This window comes from Bacillus sp. FSL M8-0350 (genome assembly GCF_038593345.1).
GTDB classification, from domain to species: domain Bacteria; phylum Bacillota; class Bacilli; order Bacillales; family Bacillaceae; genus Bacillus; species Bacillus safensis.
The window spans coordinates 1,474,505-1,499,358 of record NZ_CP151985.1; the positions used below are offsets into that span (position 1 = coordinate 1,474,505).

21 protein-coding genes are annotated in these 24,854 nt (G+C 40.4%); all 21 read left to right on the forward strand.

Annotated features, from left to right (window positions below; all coding sequences use genetic code 11):
• Positions 1-35 precede the first annotated feature (35 nt).
• Positions 36-1,511 carry a UDP-N-acetylmuramoyl-L-alanyl-D-glutamate--2,6-diaminopimelate ligase gene (locus NSS80_RS07540; protein WP_024424262.1) on the forward strand — a complete coding sequence of 492 codons (1,476 nt, stop codon included), beginning with the start codon at positions 36-38 and terminating at the stop codon, positions 1,509-1,511.
• A gap of 135 nt (positions 1,512-1,646) precedes the next feature.
• Entirely contained in the window at positions 1,647-2,621 is a 975-nt protein-coding gene (gene mraY, locus NSS80_RS07545; protein WP_003211854.1) for a phospho-N-acetylmuramoyl-pentapeptide-transferase, read from the forward strand.
• Positions 2,622-3,977 carry a UDP-N-acetylmuramoyl-L-alanine--D-glutamate ligase gene (murD, locus tag NSS80_RS07550; protein WP_041117311.1) on the forward strand — a complete coding sequence of 452 codons (1,356 nt, stop codon included), beginning with the start codon at positions 2,622-2,624 and terminating at the stop codon, positions 3,975-3,977.
• Positions 3,978-4,036: 59 nt separating this feature from the next.
• Positions 4,037-5,137, forward strand: coding sequence for a stage V sporulation protein E (gene spoVE, locus NSS80_RS07555; RefSeq protein ID WP_024424259.1), 1,101 nt, complete (start codon positions 4,037-4,039; stop codon positions 5,135-5,137).
• A 196-nt stretch (positions 5,138-5,333) separates the two neighbouring features.
• The gene (gene murG, locus NSS80_RS07560; protein ID WP_034623688.1) at positions 5,334-6,428 is read left to right on the forward strand and encodes an undecaprenyldiphospho-muramoylpentapeptide beta-N-acetylglucosaminyltransferase; all 1,095 of its coding nucleotides are present in this window, start codon (positions 5,334-5,336) and stop codon (positions 6,426-6,428) included.
• Positions 6,429-6,459: 31 nt separating this feature from the next.
• Positions 6,460-7,371, forward strand: coding sequence for a UDP-N-acetylmuramate dehydrogenase (gene murB / locus NSS80_RS07565; RefSeq protein ID WP_041117313.1), 912 nt, complete (start codon positions 6,460-6,462; stop codon positions 7,369-7,371).
• A gap of 125 nt (positions 7,372-7,496) precedes the next feature.
• Entirely contained in the window at positions 7,497-8,276 is a 780-nt protein-coding gene (locus tag NSS80_RS07570) for a cell division protein FtsQ/DivIB (protein ID WP_024424256.1), read from the forward strand.
• Entirely contained in the window at positions 8,273-8,962 is a 690-nt protein-coding gene (locus NSS80_RS07575; protein WP_024424255.1) for a DUF881 domain-containing protein, read from the forward strand. The genes NSS80_RS07570 and NSS80_RS07575 overlap by 4 nt, the downstream gene beginning before the upstream one ends.
• A gap of 20 nt (positions 8,963-8,982) precedes the next feature.
• Complete coding sequence (locus NSS80_RS07580; protein WP_041117315.1) at positions 8,983-9,708, forward strand: DUF881 domain-containing protein; 726 nt, start codon at positions 8,983-8,985, stop codon at positions 9,706-9,708.
• Complete coding sequence (locus NSS80_RS07585; RefSeq protein ID WP_003210988.1) at positions 9,708-10,076, forward strand: small basic family protein; 369 nt, start codon at positions 9,708-9,710, stop codon at positions 10,074-10,076. Before NSS80_RS07580 ends, NSS80_RS07585 begins: the two co-directional genes overlap by 1 nt.
• 159 nt (positions 10,077-10,235) lie before the next feature.
• The gene (gene ftsA / locus NSS80_RS07590) at positions 10,236-11,558 is read left to right on the forward strand and encodes a cell division protein FtsA (protein WP_024424253.1); all 1,323 of its coding nucleotides are present in this window, start codon (positions 10,236-10,238) and stop codon (positions 11,556-11,558) included.
• 33 nt (positions 11,559-11,591) lie between these two features.
• Entirely contained in the window at positions 11,592-12,737 is a 1,146-nt protein-coding gene (ftsZ, locus tag NSS80_RS07595) for a cell division protein FtsZ (protein ID WP_024426931.1), read from the forward strand.
• 308 nt (positions 12,738-13,045) lie between these two features.
• Positions 13,046-17,356: a S8 family serine peptidase gene (locus NSS80_RS07600; protein WP_317222557.1), complete on the forward strand. Its 4,311-nt coding sequence runs from the start codon at positions 13,046-13,048 to the stop codon at positions 17,354-17,356.
• 249 nt (positions 17,357-17,605) lie between these two features.
• Entirely contained in the window at positions 17,606-18,535 is a 930-nt protein-coding gene (gene spoIIGA, locus NSS80_RS07605; RefSeq protein WP_024426933.1) for a sigma-E processing peptidase SpoIIGA, read from the forward strand.
• Positions 18,536-18,593: 58 nt separating this feature from the next.
• Positions 18,594-19,313, forward strand: coding sequence for an RNA polymerase sporulation sigma factor SigE (sigE, locus tag NSS80_RS07610; RefSeq protein WP_007499746.1), 720 nt, complete (start codon positions 18,594-18,596; stop codon positions 19,311-19,313).
• Between the two features lie 143 nt (positions 19,314-19,456).
• Complete coding sequence (gene sigG, locus NSS80_RS07615) at positions 19,457-20,236, forward strand: RNA polymerase sporulation sigma factor SigG (protein WP_024424250.1); 780 nt, start codon at positions 19,457-19,459, stop codon at positions 20,234-20,236.
• 150 nt (positions 20,237-20,386) lie between these two features.
• Entirely contained in the window at positions 20,387-21,325 is a 939-nt protein-coding gene (locus NSS80_RS07620) for a sugar-binding transcriptional regulator (protein WP_317222054.1), read from the forward strand.
• Positions 21,326-21,569: 244 nt separating this feature from the next.
• Positions 21,570-22,814, forward strand: a complete 1,245-nt coding sequence (locus tag NSS80_RS07625; RefSeq protein ID WP_024426935.1) for an SAF domain-containing protein — start codon at positions 21,570-21,572, stop codon at positions 22,812-22,814.
• Between the two features lie 12 nt (positions 22,815-22,826).
• A complete protein-coding gene (locus tag NSS80_RS07630) occupies positions 22,827-23,258 on the forward strand; it encodes a transcriptional regulator GutM (protein WP_024424247.1) in 432 nt (143 codons plus the stop codon).
• An 18-nt stretch (positions 23,259-23,276) separates the two neighbouring features.
• Positions 23,277-23,807 (forward strand): PTS glucitol/sorbitol transporter subunit IIC, encoded by a 531-nt coding sequence (locus NSS80_RS07635; RefSeq protein ID WP_024424246.1) that lies wholly within the window; start codon positions 23,277-23,279, stop codon positions 23,805-23,807.
• 13 nt (positions 23,808-23,820) lie between these two features.
• Positions 23,821-24,831, forward strand: a complete 1,011-nt coding sequence (locus NSS80_RS07640; RefSeq protein ID WP_024426936.1) for a PTS glucitol/sorbitol transporter subunit IIB — start codon at positions 23,821-23,823, stop codon at positions 24,829-24,831.
• The last annotated feature ends 23 nt before the right edge of the window (positions 24,832-24,854 follow it).

Consider the following 24,854-nt stretch of genomic DNA (forward strand, 5'->3'; position numbering starts at 1 on the left):
ATGCACGTGAACGAATTTGAGAGGTTTGATATGAAATGAAATTACAAGAACTCCTTACATACTTTAAAAGTGAAAATAACGAATTAATAAACGAAAATCCTGATATCACTTCCATTGAAATGGATTCAAGAGAGGTGAAAAAAGGGAGCCTTTTTGTCTGTATAAAAGGCTATACAGTAGATGGACACGATTATGCTGAAAAAGCGGTGAAAAGCGGGGCTGCAGCGATTGTAGCAGAACACCCTCTTAACATATCAGATGTACCAGTCATTATTGTAAAACACTCTCAAAGAGCTCTTGCAAGAATAGCTGATGCGTTTTACGAGCAGCCAACTCATAAGCTGAATCTCATCGGGATCACAGGAACAAACGGAAAAACTTCGACAACACACATGATTGAACAAATGATGAGAAAAGCTGAAAAGAAAACAGGCTTAATCGGTACAATGTATATGAAGGTGAATGATGACATTCTCGATGTGAAAAACACTACACCTGAAAGTGTCACACTTCAGAAAACCTTTAAACAGATGCTTGACCAAGATGTAGACACAGCCATTATGGAAGTATCATCACATGCACTGCATCTTGGCAGGGTACATGGATGTGATTATGATATTGCCGTTTTCACAAACCTTTCGCAGGACCATCTTGATTACCACAACACAATGGAAGAATATAAACATGCGAAAAGCTTGCTATTTTCACAGCTTGGCAGTGCCTTTCATCACGATAAGCCAAAGCATGCGATTTTAAATGCAGATGATGACGCTTCGAGTTATTATGAAAAAGTTACAGCTGCTGAAGTCATGACATATGGCTTAGAGCAAAAAGCAGATGTGATGGCAAAGAATATTCAAATCAAACCGAAGGGAACTCAATTTGATTTGATTACTCCAATTGGCACAAAAAATGTGACAGTTGCCCTCATCGGTAAGTTTAATGTGTACAACATCCTAGCAGCTGTATCAGTTGGGATCGTATCTGGCTTAACATTTGAAACGATTGTAAGTGCTATTGAAGAGCTGGAGGGAGTCAAAGGCCGATTTGAACTTGTGAACTGTGATCAAGATTTTCCTGTTATTGTCGATTACGCCCATACACCTGACAGCTTAGAAAATGTCCTGACAACGTGTAGAGAATTAACAGAGGGCAAAATTTTCTGTGTGATAGGCTGCGGCGGTGACCGTGATAAAACAAAGCGTCCTCAAATGGCCCAAATCGCTGTGAAGTATGCAGATGAACCTGTATTTACATCAGACAACCCAAGAAGCGAAGATCCTTCAGCTATTTTAAAGGATATGGAAAATGGGGTGCCAGACGCATATTATCATAGTTTTGTGAATCGCAAACAAGCCATCTTTTTTGCAATTGCCAATGCGAAAAAAGGCGATACAGTCTTAATAGCGGGTAAAGGTCATGAGACATATCAAATCGTTGGCGATCAAGTTTACGATTTTGATGATGCAAAGGTTGCTATGGACGCTATTTTAGATCTAAACAAATCTTAAAATGATGAAAAGAGTGTAATGAAATGAAGCATTTTGTACAAAAACAACATACGAAGAACGTGAATGAATACCTTAATAATGAATGTAATTTTCTGATGGAAAACGGCTTTGGAAATTCGGAAGGAGTAAAGAACGATGCTTGAACAGGTGATATTGTTTACAATCATAATGGGATTTTTAATCAGTGTTCTTTTATCCCCGATTTTTATTCCGTTTTTAAGAAGGCTTAAATTTGGTCAAAGTATTAGAGAAGAAGGACCACAGTCTCACCAAAAGAAATCAGGTACTCCGACAATGGGCGGAATTATGATTATCTTTTCTATTACCATTACAACGATTGTGATGATCAACAAATTTTCTGAGATTAGTCCAGAAATGTTTTTATTGTTATTTGTCACGCTTGGCTACGGTCTATTAGGATTTTTAGATGATTATATTAAAGTAGCGATGAAACGAAACCTAGGTTTAACATCGAAACAGAAATTAATCGGTCAAATTGTGATCGCAGTGATTTTTTATGCAGTCTTCCATTATTATCAGTTTGCAACGACGATTCGCATTCCAGGAACAGATGTCAGCTTTGATTTAGGATGGGCTTATTTTATCCTTGTCGTTTTCATGCTTGTCGGAGGTTCTAATGCCGTGAACTTAACGGATGGACTGGATGGTCTATTATCTGGAACTGCTGCAATTGCCTTCGGAGCCTTTGCTATACTGGCTTGGAATCAATCACAGTACGATGTAGCGATCTTTTCAGTAGCTGTTGCTGGAGCCGTTCTTGGGTTTCTTGTGTTTAACGCGCATCCTGCAAAAGTATTTATGGGTGATACAGGGTCGCTTGCTTTAGGCGGAGCGATTGTAGCGATTGCCATTTTAACAAAGCTTGAAATTTTGCTTGTCATTATTGGAGGAGTATTTGTTGTCGAAACGTTATCTGTTATTCTTCAAGTGATCTCCTTTAAAACAACTGGAAAAAGAATCTTTAAGATGAGTCCGCTTCACCACCACTATGAGTTAGTTGGCTGGTCTGAGTGGAGAGTAGTTGTCACCTTCTGGACAGCTGGTTTATTACTTGCTGTTTTAGGAATTTACATCGAGGTGTGGTTATAATTGAATAAGATGCAAATGTTAAAAAACGAACATGTATTAGTATTAGGTCTTGCAAAAAGCGGATATGCGGCAGCTTCAATTCTTCATGAGCATGGAGTAAATGTCATAGTAAATGACCAAAAGCCGTTTGAAGAAAATGAACCTGCTCAGCTTCTTTCTGAAAAGGGGATTGATGTCGTTTGCGGCAGCCATCCTCTTTGTATGTTCGATGATAAAGAAATTACGATTTTAATTAAAAATCCAGGAATTCCATATGAAAATGTGATGGTTCAAGAAGCGCTTCGCCGACGAATTCCAGTTTGGACGGAAATAGAATTAGCTTATCATTTAACCTCAGCTCCTTTTATTGGGATTACTGGTTCAAATGGAAAAACCACTACCACGACTTTGATTTATGAAATGTTGAAACAAGACAGTCAAAAAACTTTAGTAGCAGGTAATATTGGCACAGTTGCCAGCGAAGTCGCTGCAAAGGCAGCTGGCGATGAGTGGATCGTAACTGAACTCTCTTCTTTTCAGTTAATGGGAACAGTTGATTTCAGACCTAAAATCAGCTTAATATTAAATATTTTTGATGCACATTTAGACTATCACCACACTCGTGATGAATATGAAAAAGCAAAGCAGAAAGTATACGCACATCAACTTGAAGATGACATAGCTGTTATTAACCTCGATGATCCATCAGTCGTAAAACTGGCTGAAGCTTCAAAAGCAAAAAAAGTGTTTTTCTCAGTGAAAGAGCAAGTAGAACATGGTGCGTATATTAAAAATGGTGCGATCTACTACATGAATGAACATATCATCGATTTAAAGGATGTTGTTCTTCCTGGTGAGCATAACCAAGAAAATATTTTGGCAGCTATTTGTGTTGTGAAAAATGCAGGCTGTTCAAATGAAGCAATCGCACACGTTCTCACGACATTTAGTGGAGTGAAGCATCGTCTGCAGTTTGTAGATACAATTCAAAGCAGAAAATTCTATAACGATAGTAAAGCCACCAATATACTGGCAACAAGTAAAGCATTGTCAGCTTTTAATCAGCCGACCATTTTACTAGCTGGCGGGCTTGATCGCGGCAATGAATTTGATGAATTGAAACCTTTTATGAAAAATGTAAAAGGAATTATCACATTTGGTGAGACGGCACCTAAGTTTGTGAAGCTTGGTGAAGAACTGGGAATACATCACGTAAAACATGTCGATAATGTTGAACAAGCAGTACCTGCGGCGTTTAACATTTCTGAAGAAGAAGACGTGATTTTATTATCCCCGGCTTGTGCAAGCTGGGATCAACATAAAACATTTGAAGAACGTGGAGACATGTTTGTAAACGCCGTGCATATGCTTAAATAAGGGCTTGTCTCTCGTATGACTGACAGCCCAAATGAAATTATGCTTGGGGTGTCGGTCTCTTGACGAATAAGAAAACTTCTCCGGACTTTTTGCTTGTTGTCATTACGTTACTTTTATTGACGATTGGTTTAATTATGGTGTACAGCGCTAGTGCTGTGTGGGCATCGTATAAATTTGATGATTCGTTTTATTTTGCAAAAAGACAGCTTTTGTTTGCCGGAATCGGAGTTATCGCGATGTTTTTCATTATGCGAGTCGATTATTGGACGTGGCGGACTTGGTCAAAGATATTGATTGCTGTTTGTTTTCTCCTTTTACTGCTTGTACTTATTCCTGGTATCGGTATGGAGAGAAATGGATCAAGAAGCTGGATCGGTGTCGGTGCGTTTAGTATTCAGCCCTCTGAATTTATGAAGCTTGCGATGATTGCGTTTCTTGCAAAATTCTTATCTGAAAAACAAAAAAATATCACATCCTTTCGTAAAGGTTTCGCACCAGCATTAGGCATTGTATTTTCTGCATTTGCCATCATCATGCTGCAGCCAGATTTGGGAACCGGGACGGTAATGGTTGGAACCTGTATTATTATGATATTTGTTTCAGGTGCGAGAATTGCTCACTTTATATTTCTCGGTCTTTTAGGGCTCAGCGGATTTGCTGCACTAGTCTTATCAGCGCCCTACCGCATAAAACGAATTACATCGTACTTAAATCCTTGGGAAGATCCACTAGGCAGTGGGTTTCAAATTATTCAATCCTTATACGCTGTTGGTCCAGGCGGTCTGTTCGGAATGGGTCTCGGTCAAAGTAGACAAAAATTCTTTTATTTACCTGAGCCTCAAACAGACTTCATCTTTGCAATATTGTCTGAAGAGCTCGGCTTTATAGGAGGATCACTCATTTTGCTGCTCTTTAGTGTTCTATTATGGAGAGGCATACGAATAGCACTTGGAGCCCCAGACTTATATGGAAGTTTCCTAGCAGTTGGTATTATTTCAATGGTTGCCATTCAAGTGATGATTAATATCGCAGTTGTTACTGGACTTATCCCTGTGACAGGTATCACGCTCCCATTCCTAAGTTATGGCGGCTCATCACTGACATTAATGCTGATGGCAATTGGCGTACTCTTGAATGTAAGCAGGTACGCTAGATATTAGTGCTGCTAGTTCATGAAACCATGATGACATTTATTTTGCAAAAGTACAAAAAAATGATTTGAAGAGTAGAAATGACAGATTTTGTTTTGGAAACATGTTTTTTGACTCTTCTTTACAGGTTTTAACGGAGCCCTGTTGTTTAAAACAGGGTTTATACTTTGTTCAGAGCAGAAAAAAATTGAGGGGAAATGGTATAATGCGTATAGTAATCAGTGGAGGCGGAACAGGCGGACATATTTATCCAGCCTTAGCTTTTATTAAAGAAGTGAAAAGACTGCATCCTGATGTAGAATTTTTATATATTGGTACTGAAAATGGACTTGAAAAGAAAATTGTAGAAAGAGAAAATATCCCTTTCAAATCCATAGAAATTTCAGGTTTTAAAAGAAAGCTTTCCTTTGATAACGTAAAAACGGTGATGAGATTTCTAAAAGGCGTTCAAAAAAGCAAATCTTACTTAAAGGAATTTAAGCCAGATGCGGTCATTGGAACAGGTGGTTATGTGTGCGGGCCTGTCGTTTATGCAGCTTCTAAGCTGAAAATCCCGACCATTATTCACGAACAGAACAGCCTGCCGGGTATCACTAATAAGTTTCTAGCAAGATATGTTGATAAGGTAGCCATCTGCTTTGAAGAAGCAAAGGCACATTTTCCTTCTGAAAAGGTTGTATTTACGGGAAACCCTAGAGCCTCTGAAGTCGTCTCTATAAAAGAGGGGAAATCTCTGAAGGAGTTTGGACTGGATGAAACGAAAAAAACGGTTCTTATTTTTGGCGGAAGCCGGGGGGCTGCGCCAATTAATAGAGCAGTTATTGACATGCAAGATGGATTAAAGGCTAAGAACTATCAGCTTTTATATATCACGGGTGAGGTTCATTATGAAAAAGTGCTGAACGAACTAAAGGAAAAAGGTGCAGCACCTAATATGATCACAAAGCCTTTCTTGCATCAAATGCCGGAGTACTTGAAATCGATTGATGTGATTGTTGCAAGAGCCGGTGCCACAACGATTGCTGAAGTAACAGCCCTTGGAATTCCAACTATTTTTATTCCAAGCCCATACGTGACGGCAAATCACCAGGAAATCAATGCAAGATCACTAGAAAAGCATGACGCTGCAATCGTTTTAAGAGAATCAGAGCTTTCTGGAGAAAGCCTCCTTCATGCCATTGATGAAATTGCTGGTAATGAAGAAAAATTAAACGAAATGAGCCGTTTAACAAAAGAACTTGGAGTACCAGATGCGGCTGGACGTTTATATAATGTATTAAAAGAAATTACGACTACATGATGGAATGATATTAGGTAAGGCGGAGGGTAATATGGAGAACTTGAAGAATGAATTATTAGAAGCGCAAGTCGGTAAAGTGCTTGAAAATGAGCCGCTTGCAAATCATACGACAATGAAAATAGGCGGGCCGGCAGATCTATTGATCGTTCCTAAAGATATCGATTCAGTTAAAACGATCATGGATCAGATAAAAAAACACCACGCGGACTGGACGGTTATTGGAAGAGGGTCAAATTTACTCGTACTTGATAAAGGAATACGTGGCGTCGTCCTGAAGTTAGGCGCTGGACTTGATCACTTAACTGTAAATGAAGAAGAAATTACAGTTGGCGGCGGCTACTCTGTTGTAAGGCTTGCAACGTCTCTTAGTAAGCAGGGTCTTTCAGGGCTGGAATTTGCAGCTGGTATCCCAGGGTCTATTGGCGGCGCTGTTTATATGAACGCAGGTGCGCACGGATCTGATATCAGTAAGATTCTTGTGAAAGCGAGAATCTTATTTGAAGATGGAAGCATCGAGTGGCTAACAAATGAACAGATGAACTTTAGCTATAGAACGTCTGTCCTTCAAAAGGAACGACCAGGCATTGTTCTCGAGGCCGTGTTTAAGCTCAAACAGGATGATCGCGAGAAAATCACAAAGAAAATGCAGCAAAATAAAGACTATCGCAAGGAAACACAGCCTTATAATCGACCATGTGCCGGAAGTATTTTTCGAAATCCGCTGCCTGAATATGCAGGACAGCTTGTAGAAAAAGCGAATTTAAAAGGGTACCAAATTGGCGGAGCAAGAATCTCTGATATGCATGGCAACTTTATTGTGAACGCTGGCGGGGCTACTGCTCAAGACGTGCTGGACTTAATCCAGTACATCCAAAAGAAAATTAAAGATGACTACAATGTAGATATGCATACAGAAGTAGAAATTATCGGTGAAGCAAATTAAAAGCAAGTTTTATGAATGATGGCATCACAGGAAAACAAACGGCATGAAAGAATGCCGTTTGTTTTCTCATCAAAAGATGACCCAAAGGTGTGGACAAGCAGCTTTGAATGGGGTGAAGAATATATATGCGGCCTGATCATGAAAATGAAAAGATCGTCAATATAGAAGAACGAATTCCTAAAATTAAAGAACAAAGGAAGCAGAAAGCGAATCGGAGATTAATCTCTTTTATTCTACTGTTTTTTATCATGGTTTTAATCATTATTTATTTGCAGACACCAATCAGTAAAATTTCTTCTTTAACTATTACGGGTAATGAGCATGTCCCTACAAAACAGCTTGTGAAACTTTCCCAGATTAAAGAAGGCGAAACAGAGTTTTGGAATTTAAATAAAGATTTAACAGCAGATCATATTAAACAAAACAAACTGATTAAAAGTGTCAGTATCAAAAAACATTTTCCAAATAAGGTTAGTATTGCTGTCAAAGAATATGCCAATATTGCGTATCTTCAAAAGGGAAATTTATACTATGAGCTTCTTGAAAATGGGACAGCATTACCAGAAGAAGTCACACCAAGTCATGCAGGACCTATTTTTGTTGATTGGGACAATAAAGAGAAGCTGAAGCAAACGGTTAGATCTTTAAATCAGCTGCCAGCCTCTATTCAGGAACTCATCTCAGAAATATATTATGTGCCAACAAGCTCAAACCAGTGGCTCGTTAAATTTTATATGAATGACGGGAACACCGTGATTGCATCAATTAAAACATTCGCTGATAAAATGAAAACCTATCCTGCCATTGTAAAAGAACTTTCGCCATCTGAAAAAGGCACAATCCATATGGAAGTCGCGACGTATTTTGAAGCGTTTAAATCTAAGAAAAAGGAAGATGAACGTTGAGAGGCAAAACAGTTATATTCTCAATTGTCATGCTTGTTCTTGGTTTTCTGATTTCTTTTTCATACCAATATACTAAGCAGCATCAGGCAGATGTCATTCGAACAGAGCAATGGAAAAAAGAATACTCCTTGAAAAGTCAGCTGACAAAGCAAGAAAAGGCGAATCAGAAACTTGAAAAAGAATTATATAGTCTTCAATCACAGGTTCAAGCCACTGAGTCCAATTTGAAAAATGAAAAAGAGCAGTATTTTAATGTATTGGAAGATGTTGAGAAATACAGGATGTTTACAGGAGAGATCGGTGTAAAAGGAAAAGGGGTAAAAGTATCCCTTGAAGATGCATCTTATATCCCGAGTGGACAAAATGTCAATAATTACATTGTTCATGAGAGCCACATTTTTCATGTGATAAACGAACTGTTTATATCAGGGGCCTCTGCCGTATCTATTAATGGACAGAGAATTACACACCAATCATACATACATTGTAACGGCCCAGTTGTCACAGTTGACGGTGTTCAGCATCCAGCGCCATTTGTTATTTCTGCTATTGGTGATCCGGCTGTGTTAATACCTGCATTAAATATTGCAGGAGGAGTGGTCGATCAGCTGACAAGTGATCACATTTCGATGACGATTGAAAAAAAGGATATTCGTATGAATCCTCTTTTAAAACACAAAGATTAAAAGTGAAAAGGTGAGTGGTGTTGAGGAAAAAGAAGCCTTTACTTAGTTTGACAGCCTTAATGGTGATATTCGGCATCATGGTCTCCATCCAATTTAATTCATTGCAAAAGCCCAAAGTTCGTGATACTCGCGATGTGTGGGAGCTAAGAGAGGATTTATCTGCATCTAAAAGTAAAGAATTGGATTTACTGAAAGAAATTGATAAATACGATGAAATGCTGAAAAAGTATGGTCGTCAAGGAGATCAATCAAAAGAGGCTCAACTAACTAAAACATTAAAAGATTTAAAAGAAAAGGCTGGTTTTACAGAAGTGACAGGGGAGGGAATTGAAGTTGACATCTCTCAGCTCTTCTCCAAGGATCTGACCGGGGAAGAAGTGAAAAATATCCCGCCTGATCTTCTGAAAAAGCTAATCAACGAAGCCAATATGTATGGGGCAAAACATATTTCCATTAATGACCACCGTGTGATTAATACAAGTGTGATTCGAGATATTAATGGCACGACGAAAATGGATGGCTACAGCTTAGATGGTGATGAAGTGACCATCAAGATGATCAGCGACCAGGCCGACAAATTATACAGCCGTTTAAATGTATCAGATATTGGTGATTTGTTTGCTCAGGAAAATTTCGGCTTAAGTATTAGCCAGCCGAAGCAGCAAATTCAATTAAAAGCATATGACGGTGCAATTCAGTTAAACGAGTTGAAGCCTCTTGACGATGTAAAGGAGGGAAAATCTTAATGTGGCTTCCTGTACTTGGCTTAATCATAGGAGTTGCGATCGGTTTCTTAACAAATTTTACGATACCGAATGAGTATTCTAATTATCTTTCCCTCGCTGTACTTGCTGCGCTTGATACATTGATTGGTGGAATCAGGGCACATCTGCAAGGGGCATACGATGAACTAGTGTTTGTATCAGGCTTTTTCTTTAATATTATACTTGCAATAAGTTTAGCTTTTCTGGGCGTCCATCTTGGTGTAGACTTGTATTTAGTCGGAATGTTTGCTTTCGGCGTTAGATTGTTTCAAAATATAGCAGTTATTCGCAGAATTCTACTAACAAAATGGACAATTTCTAGAGAAAAAAAGAAAAAAAGTGAGTCATAAAAAAGGATATACATATGATGTAACGAATATTTTCAGTAATCCTAATAAAAAATGTTGATTTTTTAAGTTTTGTTACACACTTGTAAAAACACATTCATTGTATTGTTGTTCAGCAAATAATAGAATAGAAAGTATTGATATGTGAGGAGGTGCCATAGAATGAACAACAATGAAATTTACGTCAGCCTTGACATCGGTACATCCAATATAAAAGTCATCGTCGGAGAAATGGCGGATGATTCGCTTAACATTATAGGTGTTGGAAATGTCCCTTCAGAAGGGTTAAAAAAAGGATCGATTGTTGATATAGATGAGACAGTTCATTCTATTAGACAAGCATTTGAACAGGCTGAGAGAATGGTAGGTTTTCCTTTACAAAAGGCGATTGTCGGAATTAACGGAAACCACATTCATATTCAGAATACGAGCGGCGTGGTCGCAGTATCTAGTGAAAACAAAGAAATACATGCTGAAGATGTGAGACGTGTCTTAGATGCTGCACAGGTAGTATCTATTCCTCAAGAACATCTCGTCGTAGACGTTATCCCGAGACAATTTATCGTCGACGGAAGAGATGAGATCACTGATCCGAAAAAAATGCTTGGTGTTCGGCTAGAGGTGGATGGATCGTTAATTACAGGTTCTAAAACGATTCTACATAACTGGCTCCGATGTGTAGAAAGAGCTGGAATTGAAATTATGGATATTTGCTTGCAGCCGCTCGCATCGGGCTCAGCAGCATTATCGAAAGATGAAAAAAATCTAGGGGTAGCTCTCGTCGATATTGGCGGCGGATCTACAACGATTTCCGTATTTGAAAACGGGCATCTCTATTCTACTCACAGTATCCCTTTGGGCGGAGAGAACATTACAAAAGATTTGTCTATAGGACTTAGAACTTCTACTGAAGAAGCTGAACGAATCAAAAAACAATTTGGACATGCGTTTTATGATGAGGCATCGTCTGAGGAAACATTTGAAGTTTCTGTCATCGGTACCGATCAGAAACAGACGTATACACAGCTTGAGGCGGCTAATATCATCGAGGCTCGGCTGGAAGAAATCTTGCTCTTTGTGGCAGAGGAATTAAGAAATATGGGTGTCCATGATTTGCCTGGCGGATTCGTTCTAACAGGTGGACAGGCAGCTATACCAGGTATCCTTTCTCTTGCACAAACGGTCTTGCAAAACAATGTTAGAATTGCAAGTCCGAATTATATTGGGGTGAGAGAACCTCAGTATATGACAGGAGTGGGTCTGATCCACTTTGCTTATCGCAATGCAAAGATTCAGGGCAGACAAGTTGGATTCCAAATGCCGGATGAGGCGTTTCATGAAGTAGGCGCATCCATGGAGCCGGTTTCTTCTGCACCACAAGTGAAAGAAGCGCAGCCAAGACCGAAAGTAAAACAAAAAGCACAAGAAGAGACAAATAAAAAACCGGGCAAAATGAAAAAACTATTTAATATGTTCTGGGAATAGAATTAGATTTTCGACGGATTAGGAGGATTCAGCATGTTGGAGTTTGAAACAAATATAGACGGCCTAGCATCAATTAAAGTAATCGGAGTAGGTGGAGGCGGAAATAACGCTGTCAACCGAATGATCGAAAATGACGTACAAGGTGTCGATTTCATTGCAGTCAACACAGATGCACAGGCGTTAAATCTATCAAAAGCAGAAACGAAAATGCAAATCGGTGCTAAGCTGACAAGAGGGCTTGGAGCAGGTGCGAATCCTGAAGTCGGTAAAAAAGCTGCTGAGGAAAGCAAAGAACAGATTGAAGAAGTATTAAAAGGCGCAGACATGGTCTTTGTTACTGCTGGTATGGGCGGTGGAACTGGTACGGGTGCTGCACCTGTCATTGCAAAAATCGCAAAAGATTCTGGTGCATTGACAGTTGGAGTCGTGACTCGTCCTTTCACATTTGAAGGAAGAAAGCGTCAGCTTCAAGCAGTCGAAGGAATTGCTTCTATGAAAGAAGCAGTTGACACTTTAATTGTGATTCCAAACGATCGCTTGCTTGAAATTGTTGATAAAAACACGCCAATGCTTGAAGCATTCCGTGCAGCAGATAACGTGCTACGACAAGGTGTTCAAGGGATCTCAGATCTTATTGCTACACCAGGTTTAATCAACCTTGACTTTGCTGACGTGAAAACGATCATGTCCAATAAAGGTTCTGCTCTTATGGGTATCGGTGTTGCGACTGGTGAAAATCGTGCCGCTGAAGCTGCGAAGAAAGCTATTTCTTCACCACTTCTAGAAACGGCAATCGACGGTGCACAAGGTGTCATCATGAATATTACTGGTGGTACGAACCTAAGTCTTTATGAGGTACAAGAAGCAGCGGACATTGTGGCTTCTGCATCTGATGAAGATGTAAACATGATTTTCGGTTCTGTCATTAATGATAACTTGAAGGATGAAATTGTGGTAACTGTGATCGCAACTGGATTTATTGAGCAAGAGCCAGAGGTGTCAAAACCACAAAGAAATCCATTAGGGCAAGGATTAAAGCAAAATCAATCCATTCCTCAAAAACGTGAAGTAAAACGTGAGGAACATCAGCAGTCATCATCTCAGCCGAGACAAAATACACAATCAAGCGATGATACGCTGGATATCCCAACGTTCTTGCGCAACCGTAATAAACGCTAATCGAGTATCACTCATCCCCTTCCACCGGAAGGGGATTTTTTCATGTTCAATATATAAAGAAACCCGCATCACTACTAATCAAAAAGTCTTAAATGTGTTTGGATTACTTTATCTAACATATGTATTTCGACTTAGATTGATTAAGTAAAAAGAATCATTTTTAAATCCTATTACAAAAAGCGACAAAATGATGAACTTTATTTGACTACATTAAATAGAACACCATGAATCTTGTCATGAACAAAGGAAAGGGAGGAGTTAAACCCATACACTGTTTGACCATTTGAGGAGGAGGGATTTGATTGAAAGTGAAGTTTCGCAAAACCGCCGGCTATCGTTTGATGAGTCTTTTGGTGATTGGTACTTTAACGATGACAAGCTTTGGGATGGTTCAAGCAAAATCGACTTCTACCTCATATCAAGAGGAAGCTGTTTCCTCCAAGAAAACAAAAGCAAAGATCTCATCTAGATTAATGAAACAGTTTCAACAAGAAGACAAGGTGACCTTTTTAGTCAAAATGAAGGAACAAACCAATGTCAAAAAAGTGGCGAAGGATGCTGTGTCAAAAGCCAAAAAACAGAAATTAACAGCTGCTAAAACGCAGTACACAAAAAGATCAGCTGTCGTATCAGAACTAAGAGCGACGTCTGAAGAGACGCAGGAAGCGCTGCTTGCTTATTTACAAAAAGCCCAAAAGAAAAAGCAAGTGAAAGATATTCATTCGTACTATATTGTGAATGGTCTCGCTGTGACGGGAACGAAAGAAGTCATGGAAAAGGTAGCTTCCTTCCCAGAAGTAGATCAAGTGCTGCCAAATGAAATCCGTCAAATCCATCGTCCTGTTGATTTGAAGACTTCAAAGAAAAACAAACAAATCAAAGCAGCAGATGGAATCGAGTGGAATATTTCTCAAGTTCATGCCCCAGAAGTGTGGGCTTTAGGCTATGACGGAACTGGTACCGTTGTGGCAAGTATTGATACAGGTGTGGAATGGGATCATCCTGCATTAAAAGAAAAATACCGCGGATTTGACCCTGCACGTCCGAATGAACCTTCTCATGAATTCAATTGGTACGATGCAACGACAGGTTCTAAAGCGCCATACGATGATTTAGAGCATGGTACACATGTAACGGGAACGATGGTTGGCTCTGAGCCAAATGGAGAGAATCAAATTGGAGTCGCACCAGGTGCAAAATGGATCGCGGTGAAAGCTTTCTCAGAAGATGGTGGATCAGATGCTGATCTGCTTGACGCAGGTGAATGGATTTTAGCTCCAAAAGATGAAAATGGAAACCCTCATCCGGAAAAGGCACCTGACGTAGTGAATAATTCTTGGGGCGGCGGGCCTGGTCTTGATGATTGGTATAAAGATGTGGTCAATGCTTGGAGAGCAGCGGACATCTTCCCAGAGTTTTCAGCTGGTAATACGGATTTATTTAACCCTGGCGGTGAGGGATCTATTGCAAATCCTGCGAACTATCCCGAAGCCTTTGCGACGGGTGCAACAGATCAAAACAACAAACTGGGTTCTTTCTCTTTGCAAGGCCCCTCTCCATATGGGGTCATGAAACCAGATATTGCGGCCCCAGGGGTAAATATTCGTTCTTCTATTCCTGCGAAAGGATATGAGGATGGCTGGAATGGAACCTCGATGGCAGGTCCGCATGTTTCAGCTGTTGTGGCTCTTCTGCGCCAAGTACAGTCAGATCTGTCTGTTGAAGAGATCGAAGAAATTCTCATTGATACTGCAAAACCGCTGACAGATCAGCAATTCCCGGAATCCCCTAACAATGGCTATGGGGCAGGATTAGTTGATGCAAAAGAAGCCATCACAGCATTAACAGATGGAATTGGCAAGATTGAAGGACAGGTAACAAAAGAAGGAGAAGATACAGAACCACCTGTTTTTTCTCATAAAGGACCGAATGAAATTTTTGCCTCTACGCCAACACCTCTAAGTATTACAGCAGAAGATAAAGTAGCTGTGACAAATGTCTCCTTGAGCTATCAAGTGGATCAAGGGAAAAGGGAGACGCTGCAAGCAAAACGAACGGATGGAAATCATTTAAAAGGGACATATGTTGTTCAGCTCCCAGAACTTGAGGGTGAAAATGTCACGTACCGATGGATTGTGAAAGATTTTGGAGAAAATGAAGCTGCATCAGAACCGTATACGCTTCCGATTAAAACATCCATCACGACTGGCTACTCGCAAGATTTTGAAGCTTGGCCAAGTGGATGGTTCAGTGGTGGAACAAAAGATCCTTGGCAGTGGGGGAAGCCGACCACAGGTCCGAAACAGGCCTTTACTGGAGATCATGTCTACGCTACAAACCTAGACAGTCCTTATGAAAATCAAACAGATGCTCATTTATCTATGCCGATGATTGCTGTACCTGAGTCAGGCTCCGCCTTTTTACAATATCAATACTGGCATGACCTTGAAGCAAATTATGACTATGTGCATATTCATGTGCAGCCTGAGGGGGAAGATGCTGTCCAAGTGGCAGCCTACACAGGCAAAACAAGTGGATGGACAAAAGGAGAAGTAGATTTATCTGCTTACAAAGGTCAGAACGTGAGAGTTATTTTTCAGCTAAGAACGGATGGCAGTGTGACAAAAGACGGTTTTTATTTAGATGATGTGAAAATAACAGATCAAGCCTTGCCTCAAAAGGCAAAGAAACAGCTTGGCGTCATCAAAAAAGAAAAGCCAGCACAGGAGCAGAAGAAACCTGTCGATCCGAAAAGCGCAAAGCCTGCTAAAATAAAAGAAAAACATGTCCAGATGAAAAAGGAAAAAAGTGTAGATGCCCCATCTATCAAAGCTCTTCCGATGAAGGCAGAAATCAGTGTTCTTGAAAGCGGCAAGTCCACGTACACAGATGAAGCGACAGGGAGATATCAGCTTTCTCATGGTGCAGGGGAATTTACAGTGAAAGCTGAAGCATATGGCTTTGAATCACGCACACAAAAAGTCAATATTTCTGCAAATGATCAAGCAGAGGCAAATTTCTCATTACAGCCACTAGAAAAACGAACGATATCTGGCACAATTGTCAATGAAACAACGGGTGAAAAAGTAAAGGATGCTACGGTTTATCTTGTAGAGGATGCGAAAATTGAGCCGGTGAAAACAGATGAATCTGGCGAGTTTTCTCTAGAGGCATTGAGCGGTGTGTATACAGTCAAAGTATTTGCGAAAGGGTTTAAAGGATATTCGTTTACAGCCGATGTGACAGAAAAGCCGCTTGAAAAAGCAATCAAGCTGGAACCTTTCATTGGTTTTGCTGGCGAAATTGGCTACGATGACGGAACAGCTGAAAATGCACGGGCGTTCTATGATCCTGGTAATGGCTGGGCGGTGAAATTTTCATTAGAAAAAGGGAAGAAACAAGCACAGGTCACAGGGGGGCTTTTCCGTTTCTGGACAACAGAGTGGCCAGCCCCTGGCGGGAATGAATTTGCGGTTGAAGTGTATGATGCTTCTGGGAAGGACGGCGCTCCAGGTGAGAAAATTGCGGGACCTTTTAAAGCAAATGCGCTGCGTAATGGTGAATGGACAAAAGTAGATTTAGAAGATCAAGCCATTACGGTGGATGGAGATTTCTATCTTGTCTATATTCAAACGAAAAAGAATACGGAATCTCCAGGCCTTGCAACAGATGAAAATGGACCAAATGCTGAAAGAAGCTGGCAGCTGACAAGCGGTGCCTTTTCTCCTTCTCCAAAAGAAGAGGGAAATTATATGATTCGTGCGCTTGTCCAATATGAAGCAGCTGTGCCAGAAATAACATCTCCAAAGGCTGGAATGATCACGAACAAAGATGAACTGGAGATTGAAGGGAAAGCCTCTCCAGGTCTTGATGTAGCGATCTATCAAAACGATAAAGAGATTGCCAAAGTGAAAGCAGATCAGTCGGGTGCTTTCAAAGAGAAGGTTACAGTGTCAAGCGGAGAGCATGTATTCACGGCTGCTACTGTTACGGATAAAGGCGCAACGAAAAAATCCAAATCAGTCAAGGTGATCATTGATCAAACAGCCCCAGTGTTAACGATAGATACACCAAAAAAAGGGGAAAAGTCTAACAAAGAATCACTCACTGTAGAAGGAAAGGTAACGGATGATCATCTTGATCAAGTCACTGTGAATGGAAAAAAAGCAGCAATAAAAGCTGGGAAATATTCTGCAAGAATCTTGCTTGAAAACGGGAAAAATACGATCAAAGTAACAGCAAAAGATGCAGCAGGAAACAAAACGACTAAAAAAGTCGATATCGATGTTCAATACGAAGCGCCTGAGATTTCTAAGCTGACACCAGCAGAGAATGTCAATCTATCATCAGGTGAGTCTGTTAAAATTTCATTTAACAGCAGAGAAAAGCTAGACGCAACGTTTGTCATTCACATGCCGCTGACAAACGCGAGATCAAAGCTGAAAAATACAACAGAGCTGCCGCTTCGCGAGGTAGCCAAGGGAACATATGAAGGTTACTGGACAGCTACTTCTACCGCCAAAGCAAAAGGTGCAGTCATTGAAGTGATTGTGCGGGATGATTATGGAAATGTCACACGGCAAAAAGCCCCAGGCACATTAAATATCAATGAAAAATAATCCTTAAGAAAGGCACGCTTCCTTGGAGCGTGTCTTTTTCGTTTCGAATACTTGTTTGTAAGCTTGTCCGGAAGCACACTCTCTTTCTTTGTGCTCTCATTCCTCGACAAAAACAATAACAATCCACCAAAAGTTCTCTATCATCCCCAACAAGAATTGACAGACTTCCATCTCTTGGCTGTTTTATACTGGTACAAACAAGTGCAAGTACTGCTTTTGATTCTTTGTTTCAGATGAAAGGAGCAGAAGGTGGTCATTTATTTAGATGTGATTTGGCTGTTAAACTTTTGTTTTGATCTATTGCTTCTCTTACTCACTGCATTTATTCTCAAACGACAAGTAAAAAAACGGCGATATATGTTAGGAGCTCTGATTGGATCGAGCATTGTTCTCTTGCTCTTTACACCATTTGCAATGTTTGTGTCACACCCTCTAGGCAAACTGCTTTTTTCTGTCTTGATCGTGCTTGCAACTTTTGGATTTCAAAGATTTCGATTCTTTTTTCAAAACCTGTTTGCTTTTTACTTTGTCACATTTTTGATGGGAGGAGGCATGATCGGGGTTCATTCGTTTTTACAAACCAATACTGTTATTCAAGACGGGCTGCTGATTTCACAAAATGATGGCTTTGGTGATCCCATTAGCTGGCTTTTCGTTTTAACCGGCTTTCCTGCGATTTGGCTGTTTTCAAAGAAACGATTAGGAGAGGTCGGTGCGAAAAAAAGACAGTTTGATGAACAAGTCCTTGCGGAGATACACATTCAAGGAGAGACCATCCGCTTAAAGGGACTCGTCGATTCTGGCAATCAGCTGTATGATCCTATGACGAAAACACCTGTGATGATCGTTCAAGCAGATCAACTCATGTCCATTTGCGGAGAGCCATTTATAGAGCTTATGAAGCAGTCTCATCCTGTTGAAGTGATGCAAAAGCTCGATGATCAATTTCCGCTTCTTGACCGTTTAAGACTTGTTCCATATCGAGCGGTCGGTCATGATCACGGGTTTCTTCTATGCTTAAAACCAGATACGGTCATCATTTATTCAAAAACGCATATGATCCAGCCAGCCAAGTGTTTTGTAGGCATGAGTCTGAGCGGTTTATCAGCAGATCAGGAATTTCAATCCATCATTCATCCAGATATGTTAGACGGAAAAATCATCCAAGGGGTGTCTTAAGTTTTGGTGATGTCTTTTATCTTACGAGGTCAACTTGACATTTAGAAGGGAGAAGAAGATGAAAAAATTAAAATTTAAACTCACTTACTACTGGTATAAACTCCTCATGAAGCTAGGTCTTAAGAGTGATGAGATTTATTATATTGGTGGTAGTGAGGCGCTGCCGCCGCCATTATCAAAGGATGAAGAGCAGGAACTGCTTGTCAAATTACCAAAAGGTGATCAAACAGCAAGGGCTATCCTGATTGAAAGAAATTTGCGGTTGGTGGTCTACATTGCAAGAAAATTTGAAAACACAGGGATTAATATTGAGGATTTAATTAGTATTGGAACTATTGGTCTAATTAAGGCAGTCAATACATTTAACCCAGAAAAAAAGATCAAGCTTGCGACATATGCTTCGAGATGTATTGAAAATGAGATTTTGATGTATTTGCGCCGAAATAATAAAATTCGTTCAGAAGTGTCGTTTGATGAGCCGCTCAACATTGATTGGGACGGAAATGAACTGCTTTTATCAGACGTACTTGGAACAGATGATGATATTATCACACGTGATATTGAAGCAAATGTAGATAAAAAACTGTTGAAAAAAGCGCTGGAGCAATTAAATGACCGTGAAAAACAGATCATGGAGCTTAGATTCGGCTTGGTTGGCGGTGAGGAAAAAACCCAAAAAGATGTCGCTGATATGCTAGGCATTTCTCAGTCGTATATTTCAAGACTTGAAAAAAGAATTATTAAACGATTACAAAAAGAATTTAACAAAATGGTCTAAAAAAATTTTTAAAAAAGCTCTGTCCCTTTGCTGTCAAAGGAATCAACTTCTTTTCTCATGATTCTCGTCATCACTCGTGCATATTTTTCCATCCCAAGGAGATACTGAACTTTGTACAACAGCTCCTGTAGGGAGGGAAAAAAGTGTCCAGAAATAAAGTGGAAATCTGCGGAGTCGACACCTCCAAACTGCCTGTTCTGAAAAACGAAGAGATGAGAAAATTGTTCAGACAGCTGCAAGATGAGGGTGACGATACAGCAAGAGAAAAGCTAGTCAATGGCAATTTGCGGTTGGTTTTAAGTGTGATTCAGCGTTTTAACAACAGAGGCGAGTATGTGGATGATCTCTTCCAAGTAGGCTGTATCGGATTAATGAAATCAATTGATAATTTTGATTTAAGCCACAATGTCAGATTTTCAACTTATGCGGTCCCTATGATCATAGGAGAAATCCGTCGATACTTGCGTGATAACAACCCAATTCGGGTGTCTCGTTCACTAAGAGATATTGCCTACAAAGCGCTTCAGGTTCGTGAGAGGCTGATTAGTGAGACAAGCAAGGAGCCAACGGCAGAAGACATTGCCAAAGTGCTGGAAGTGCCTCATGAGGAAATTGTCTTTGCCCTAGATGCGATTCAAGATCCTGTTTCTTTGTTTGAACCGATCTATAATGACGGAGGAGATCCGATTTATGTGATGGATCAAATTAGTGATGATCGGAACAAAGACACACAATGGGTAGAGGAATTGGCCTTAAAAGAGGGAATGCGCAGATTGAATGATCGAGAAAAAATGATTCTCCGCAAACGCTTCTTCCAAGGAAAAACGCAAATGGAAGTCGCTGAAGAGATCGGGATTTCTCAAGCACAAGTCTCAAGACTTGAAAAAGCAGCCATCAAACAAATGAATAAAAACATCTTTTAAAGCCGCCGCTTCATGTGCGGCTTTTTTCATTCTTGGAAAGAGCACGTCTCTAGTATTGACTCTGTTATTTTTTTCATTTAATCTGTTTTTAACAAATGTTATTTTAGATATCATTTGTTAGGGAACACTTAAGCGGAAAGAAGGGTTATTATGACATTCCATGATGAAAGAAGGCTGCTCATTAAGGTTGCGCATATGTATTATGAAGAAGGCGCCACTCAATCTAAAATAGCAGAAGCGGTTGGGGTTAGCCGTTCGCTCATATCGAAATATTTGGCAAAAGCACGTGAAGCAGGAATCGTGGAAATCATTATTCATGATGAAGTGAATCAACAATATGGATCATTAGAAAGAAAAATAGAGCGGAAATATGGGCTGCGAGAAGTCGTCTGTGTGGAAACGCTCAGTCAAGAAACAACAAAAAGCCGAATTGGCGCTGCGGCGGCAGGCTTTTTATTAAAAGTCATGAAGGATGGACAAGTCATCGGTTTTTCCTCAGGAACCACTTTGTATGAAATGGCGAAAGCGCTTACGTCAGTTCAGCACTACCCATCCGTGACATTTGTTCCTCTAGTCGGGGGTGTGGGAAACGAAGATGTTGATATCCATGCCAATTATATTATTGCGAGATGCACAGAGGCACTCAAATCTAAATGTGAGTTTTTACATGTGCCTGTCATGCTTGATACGAAAGAAGCGAAGGATGTACTGATTCGGCAGCCGTCAATCAAAAAAGTGATTGAACTAGGAGAATCATCAAATATTGCGGTTGTCGGGATTGGCGGGGTTCCGCAGCATTCAACGATGGTGAAATCTTATATGACAAGCGGAGAGGAGGATATTCTTCAAGCGAAGGATGTAGCGGGTGACATTTGCTATAACTTTATTGATCACCAAGGGGAAGTGTATCCTCACCCATGGAACAACAGGGTAATGGGCATAAGCCCGCAAAAGCTGAAAGAAATCCCGCTAGTCATTGGTGTCGCTGGAGGAGAAGAAAAAATTGAAGCGATCCGGGCAGCATTAGAAGGTGGATTAATTCATGTATTAATTACGGATGAACGAACAGGAGATGCCTTATTAAAGTAACTACCTAATCATATTAGGTAGTTTTTTTGAGCCTTTAGACTCAAAAAGATTGAAAATTTTATCGATTTTATCTTGACACAAAGTTGACACATCATATAAACTAAGTTCATAACAAATGATAAATAAAATAACAAATGTTACAAGAAGCAGATTTTTGTTAATTTTTATAACATTTGTTAAAAGTTTCAGATTATTTTTCTAGCAATCTACACGAGAAGCAAGAAAACCTGAAAGGATGATTTAGATGTCAATCTATCAACAGTTGTTAGCTCGAGAACGCAGTGGAGATCCAATCAAAGTAGGAATTATTGGGGCAGGCCAAATGGGCTTTGGACTTATTTCACAAATTTCTAAAATTCCAGGCATGATTGTAGCAGGTGTTTGTGATATTCACCTTAGTGCAGCAGAGAAGGCAGCGAATTTTTACAAGCAGCATGCGAAGCCGCATCAAATGGTCGTCACAAATGATTATAGAGAAGTAATTCAATCAGATTTTGTGGAAGTTGTCGTAGATGCAACAGGAGTACCAGAGGTCGGAGCAAACATTTCTTTGGAAGCGCTTAATTCAAAGAAACATCTCGTTCTTTTAAATGTAGAAGTTGATATTACCATCGGTTTGGTGATGCATAAATTATTCACAAATGCAGGACTTGTTTATTCTGGATCAGCTGGAGACGAACCGGCAGCAACACTAGAATTATATGAATTTGCAAAAACAATGGGACTTGAGGTGCTCGTTGCTGGGAAAGGCAAGAACAACCCATTCTTCCCAGAAGCAAATCCAGATACGTGTAAAGCAGAAGCAGATAGTAAACATATGAGTGCGCATATGCTCGCTGCCTTCCAAGACGGAACAAAAACAATGGCAGAAATGAACTTATTAAGTAACGCGACAGGGCTTTTGCCAGATAAAGTCGGTATGCACGGAGTCGAAGCAAATTTAGAGAATGTAGCAGATAAATTGAATCAAAAACAACAAGGCGGCGTGCTCGATAACTTCGGAGTCGTTGAATATGTAAACGGACTTGCTCCAGGCGTATTCGTTATCGTCAAGAGTGATCTAGAGCCAGTAGATGAAGAGCTTCGTTACTTAAAAGTTGGAAAAGGTCCTCACTACACGCTTTACCGTCCTTTCCACTTAGCGAGCCTTGAAACACCTGTTACGATCGCAAAAGCGGTCTTACAGCATGATTCATCGATCCACCCGATTGGTGTACCAGTCTCAGAAACAGTCGCTGTTGCGAAAAGAGATATTAAAGCAGGAGAATCACTTGACGGAATTGGCGGATACTCCGTAAGAGGTGTACTTGAAACACATCAAGACATGAAAACGAACGGTCACATTCCAATTGGCTTAATCAGCGGAAAAGTTGTAGCGAAAAAAGACATCAAATTAGGACAGTTCCTTACTCATGATGATGTAGAGCTTGATTCAAACACAACCGTCTGGAAGCTGCGTTCATTACAAGATCACTTATTTCAATCATAAGGACGTGAAGCTATGGAAAAATTAGCAATCGTACTTTGTATCATTCTCATTGTGCAATATGGGTTATCTTTTATCCAAATCAAGTATTACCGCAAAAGCATGGACTCACTGATTGATGACTACAGAGGGAAACAAGGCTATCACTTATTTTCAGGAATGGAACGGCGCAAAGTTGGCCCTGGGGCCATTGCGCTCATCATTGTGGATGAATCGTATATCATTCAAAAATGCCATGTGCTTGGCGGCGTGTCGATCTTATCTAAATTTAAAGAAGTCCCTGCATATGAAGGCAAGCATGTAGGGGCTGTGCTGGACGAGCACCATATGATGAAGAAGACGTTGAAAAAGCGCAAAAAAGCGCCAGCTGTCATGCAAGCACTTTCCATGGCGGCTGAGCAGGCACTTGTCTCGATTTCGAAAAAAAATATAACAAATGTGAACTAAGGAAAGGGGAGATGAAACATGGAATGGATTCAATGGTTTGGAGAGCACTTTATCGGAATGTTTGAAGCCGGCGGAAAGCAGTTCATGGGTCTAATTACAGGTATCGTTCCAACGCTTGTTGTGTTACTTACTTTCACTTATGCTGTCATGAAATTTATTGGAGAAGAGCGAGTGAATAGAGCCATTCAGTTTGCAGCGAAATATACCATTTTGCGCTACACGTTAATGCCGATCTTATCTGTTCTTATTTTGACAAACCCAATGGCTTATACGTTTGGCCGCTTCTTACCTGAAAAACAAAAACCAGCATTCTATGATTCAGCTGTTTCATTTGTTCATCCGGTGACATCACTGTTCCCGTATGCCAACGCAGGAGAACTATTTGTCTACTTAGGAATTGCGAACGGGATTAAAGAAGCTGGATATTCAATGTCAGAGCTTGCTGTTCGTTACTTCTTAGTCGGGATCGTCGTCATTTTACTACGCGGAATCATTACTGAATGGATTACAAAATATTTAGCAGGAAAAATGAAAGCGAATTCACAATAGGGGAGGGTTAGACATGACAAACCACAAAGTATTTGTTGCAAAAGGTGCTGGCGGATGGGGAGAAGGCTTAGAGCTTGAACCAACTGGTAAAAGAAGAAAGGTTGTTTCCATTACAGGGGGAGGCATTCACCCGGTTGCACGTAAAATTGCAGAAATGACAGGGACAGAAGCATGTGACGGCTTTAAAAACTCTATACCAGAAGATGAAATGATGTGTGTTGTCATTGACTGCGGTGGAACAGCGCGAATCGGACTTTATCCAATGAAACGCATTCCTACTGTAGACGTTTTGGCATCCTCTCCTTCTGGGCCGCTTGCTAAACATATTACAGAAGATATCTTCGTATCAGGCGTAACAGAAAAAGATATTTCCTATGCAGAAGCATCTGATGGTGAGGCGAAAGCAGAAGGTCAGGAAAACAGTGAGTCGATTGACAAAGAGAATTTCAAAGAAACGTATGCAAAGCTGAAAGAGGAAAATATTGAGCGGCAGGAAAAAGGCAATTTCCTGATGAGGTTCTCACGCGGAATCGGGAAAGTCACCGGTACGTTCTACCAGGCCGGCCGTGATTCTGTTGATATGCTTTTGAAAAACATTATTCCTTTCATGGCATTTGTCAGTATGTTAATTGGAATTATCAATTATACAAAAATCGGTGACCTGATTGCCCATTTTCTATCACCTTTGGCAGGATCTCTTTGGGGGCTCTTACTGCTCGTTGTGGTCTGTACACTGCCGTTCCTATCACCTGTCTTAGGACCTGGAGCAGTCATTGCCCAAGTCATCGGTGTTCTGATTGGTAGTCAAATTGCACTAGGAAACATTCCGCCTCAATTTGCACTTCCTGCACTATTTGCCATCAACGGCCAAGTAGGGTGTGATTTTATTCCAGTGGGGCTGTCACTTGGTGAAGCGAAGCCGGAAACGGTACAATATGGGGTACCAGCTGTTTTGTATAGCCGTCTTATTACAGGGGTTCTATCTGTTGTGATCGCATACGTTGCCAGCTTCGGTATGTATTAAGTATTAAAGGAGGAATCGAGATA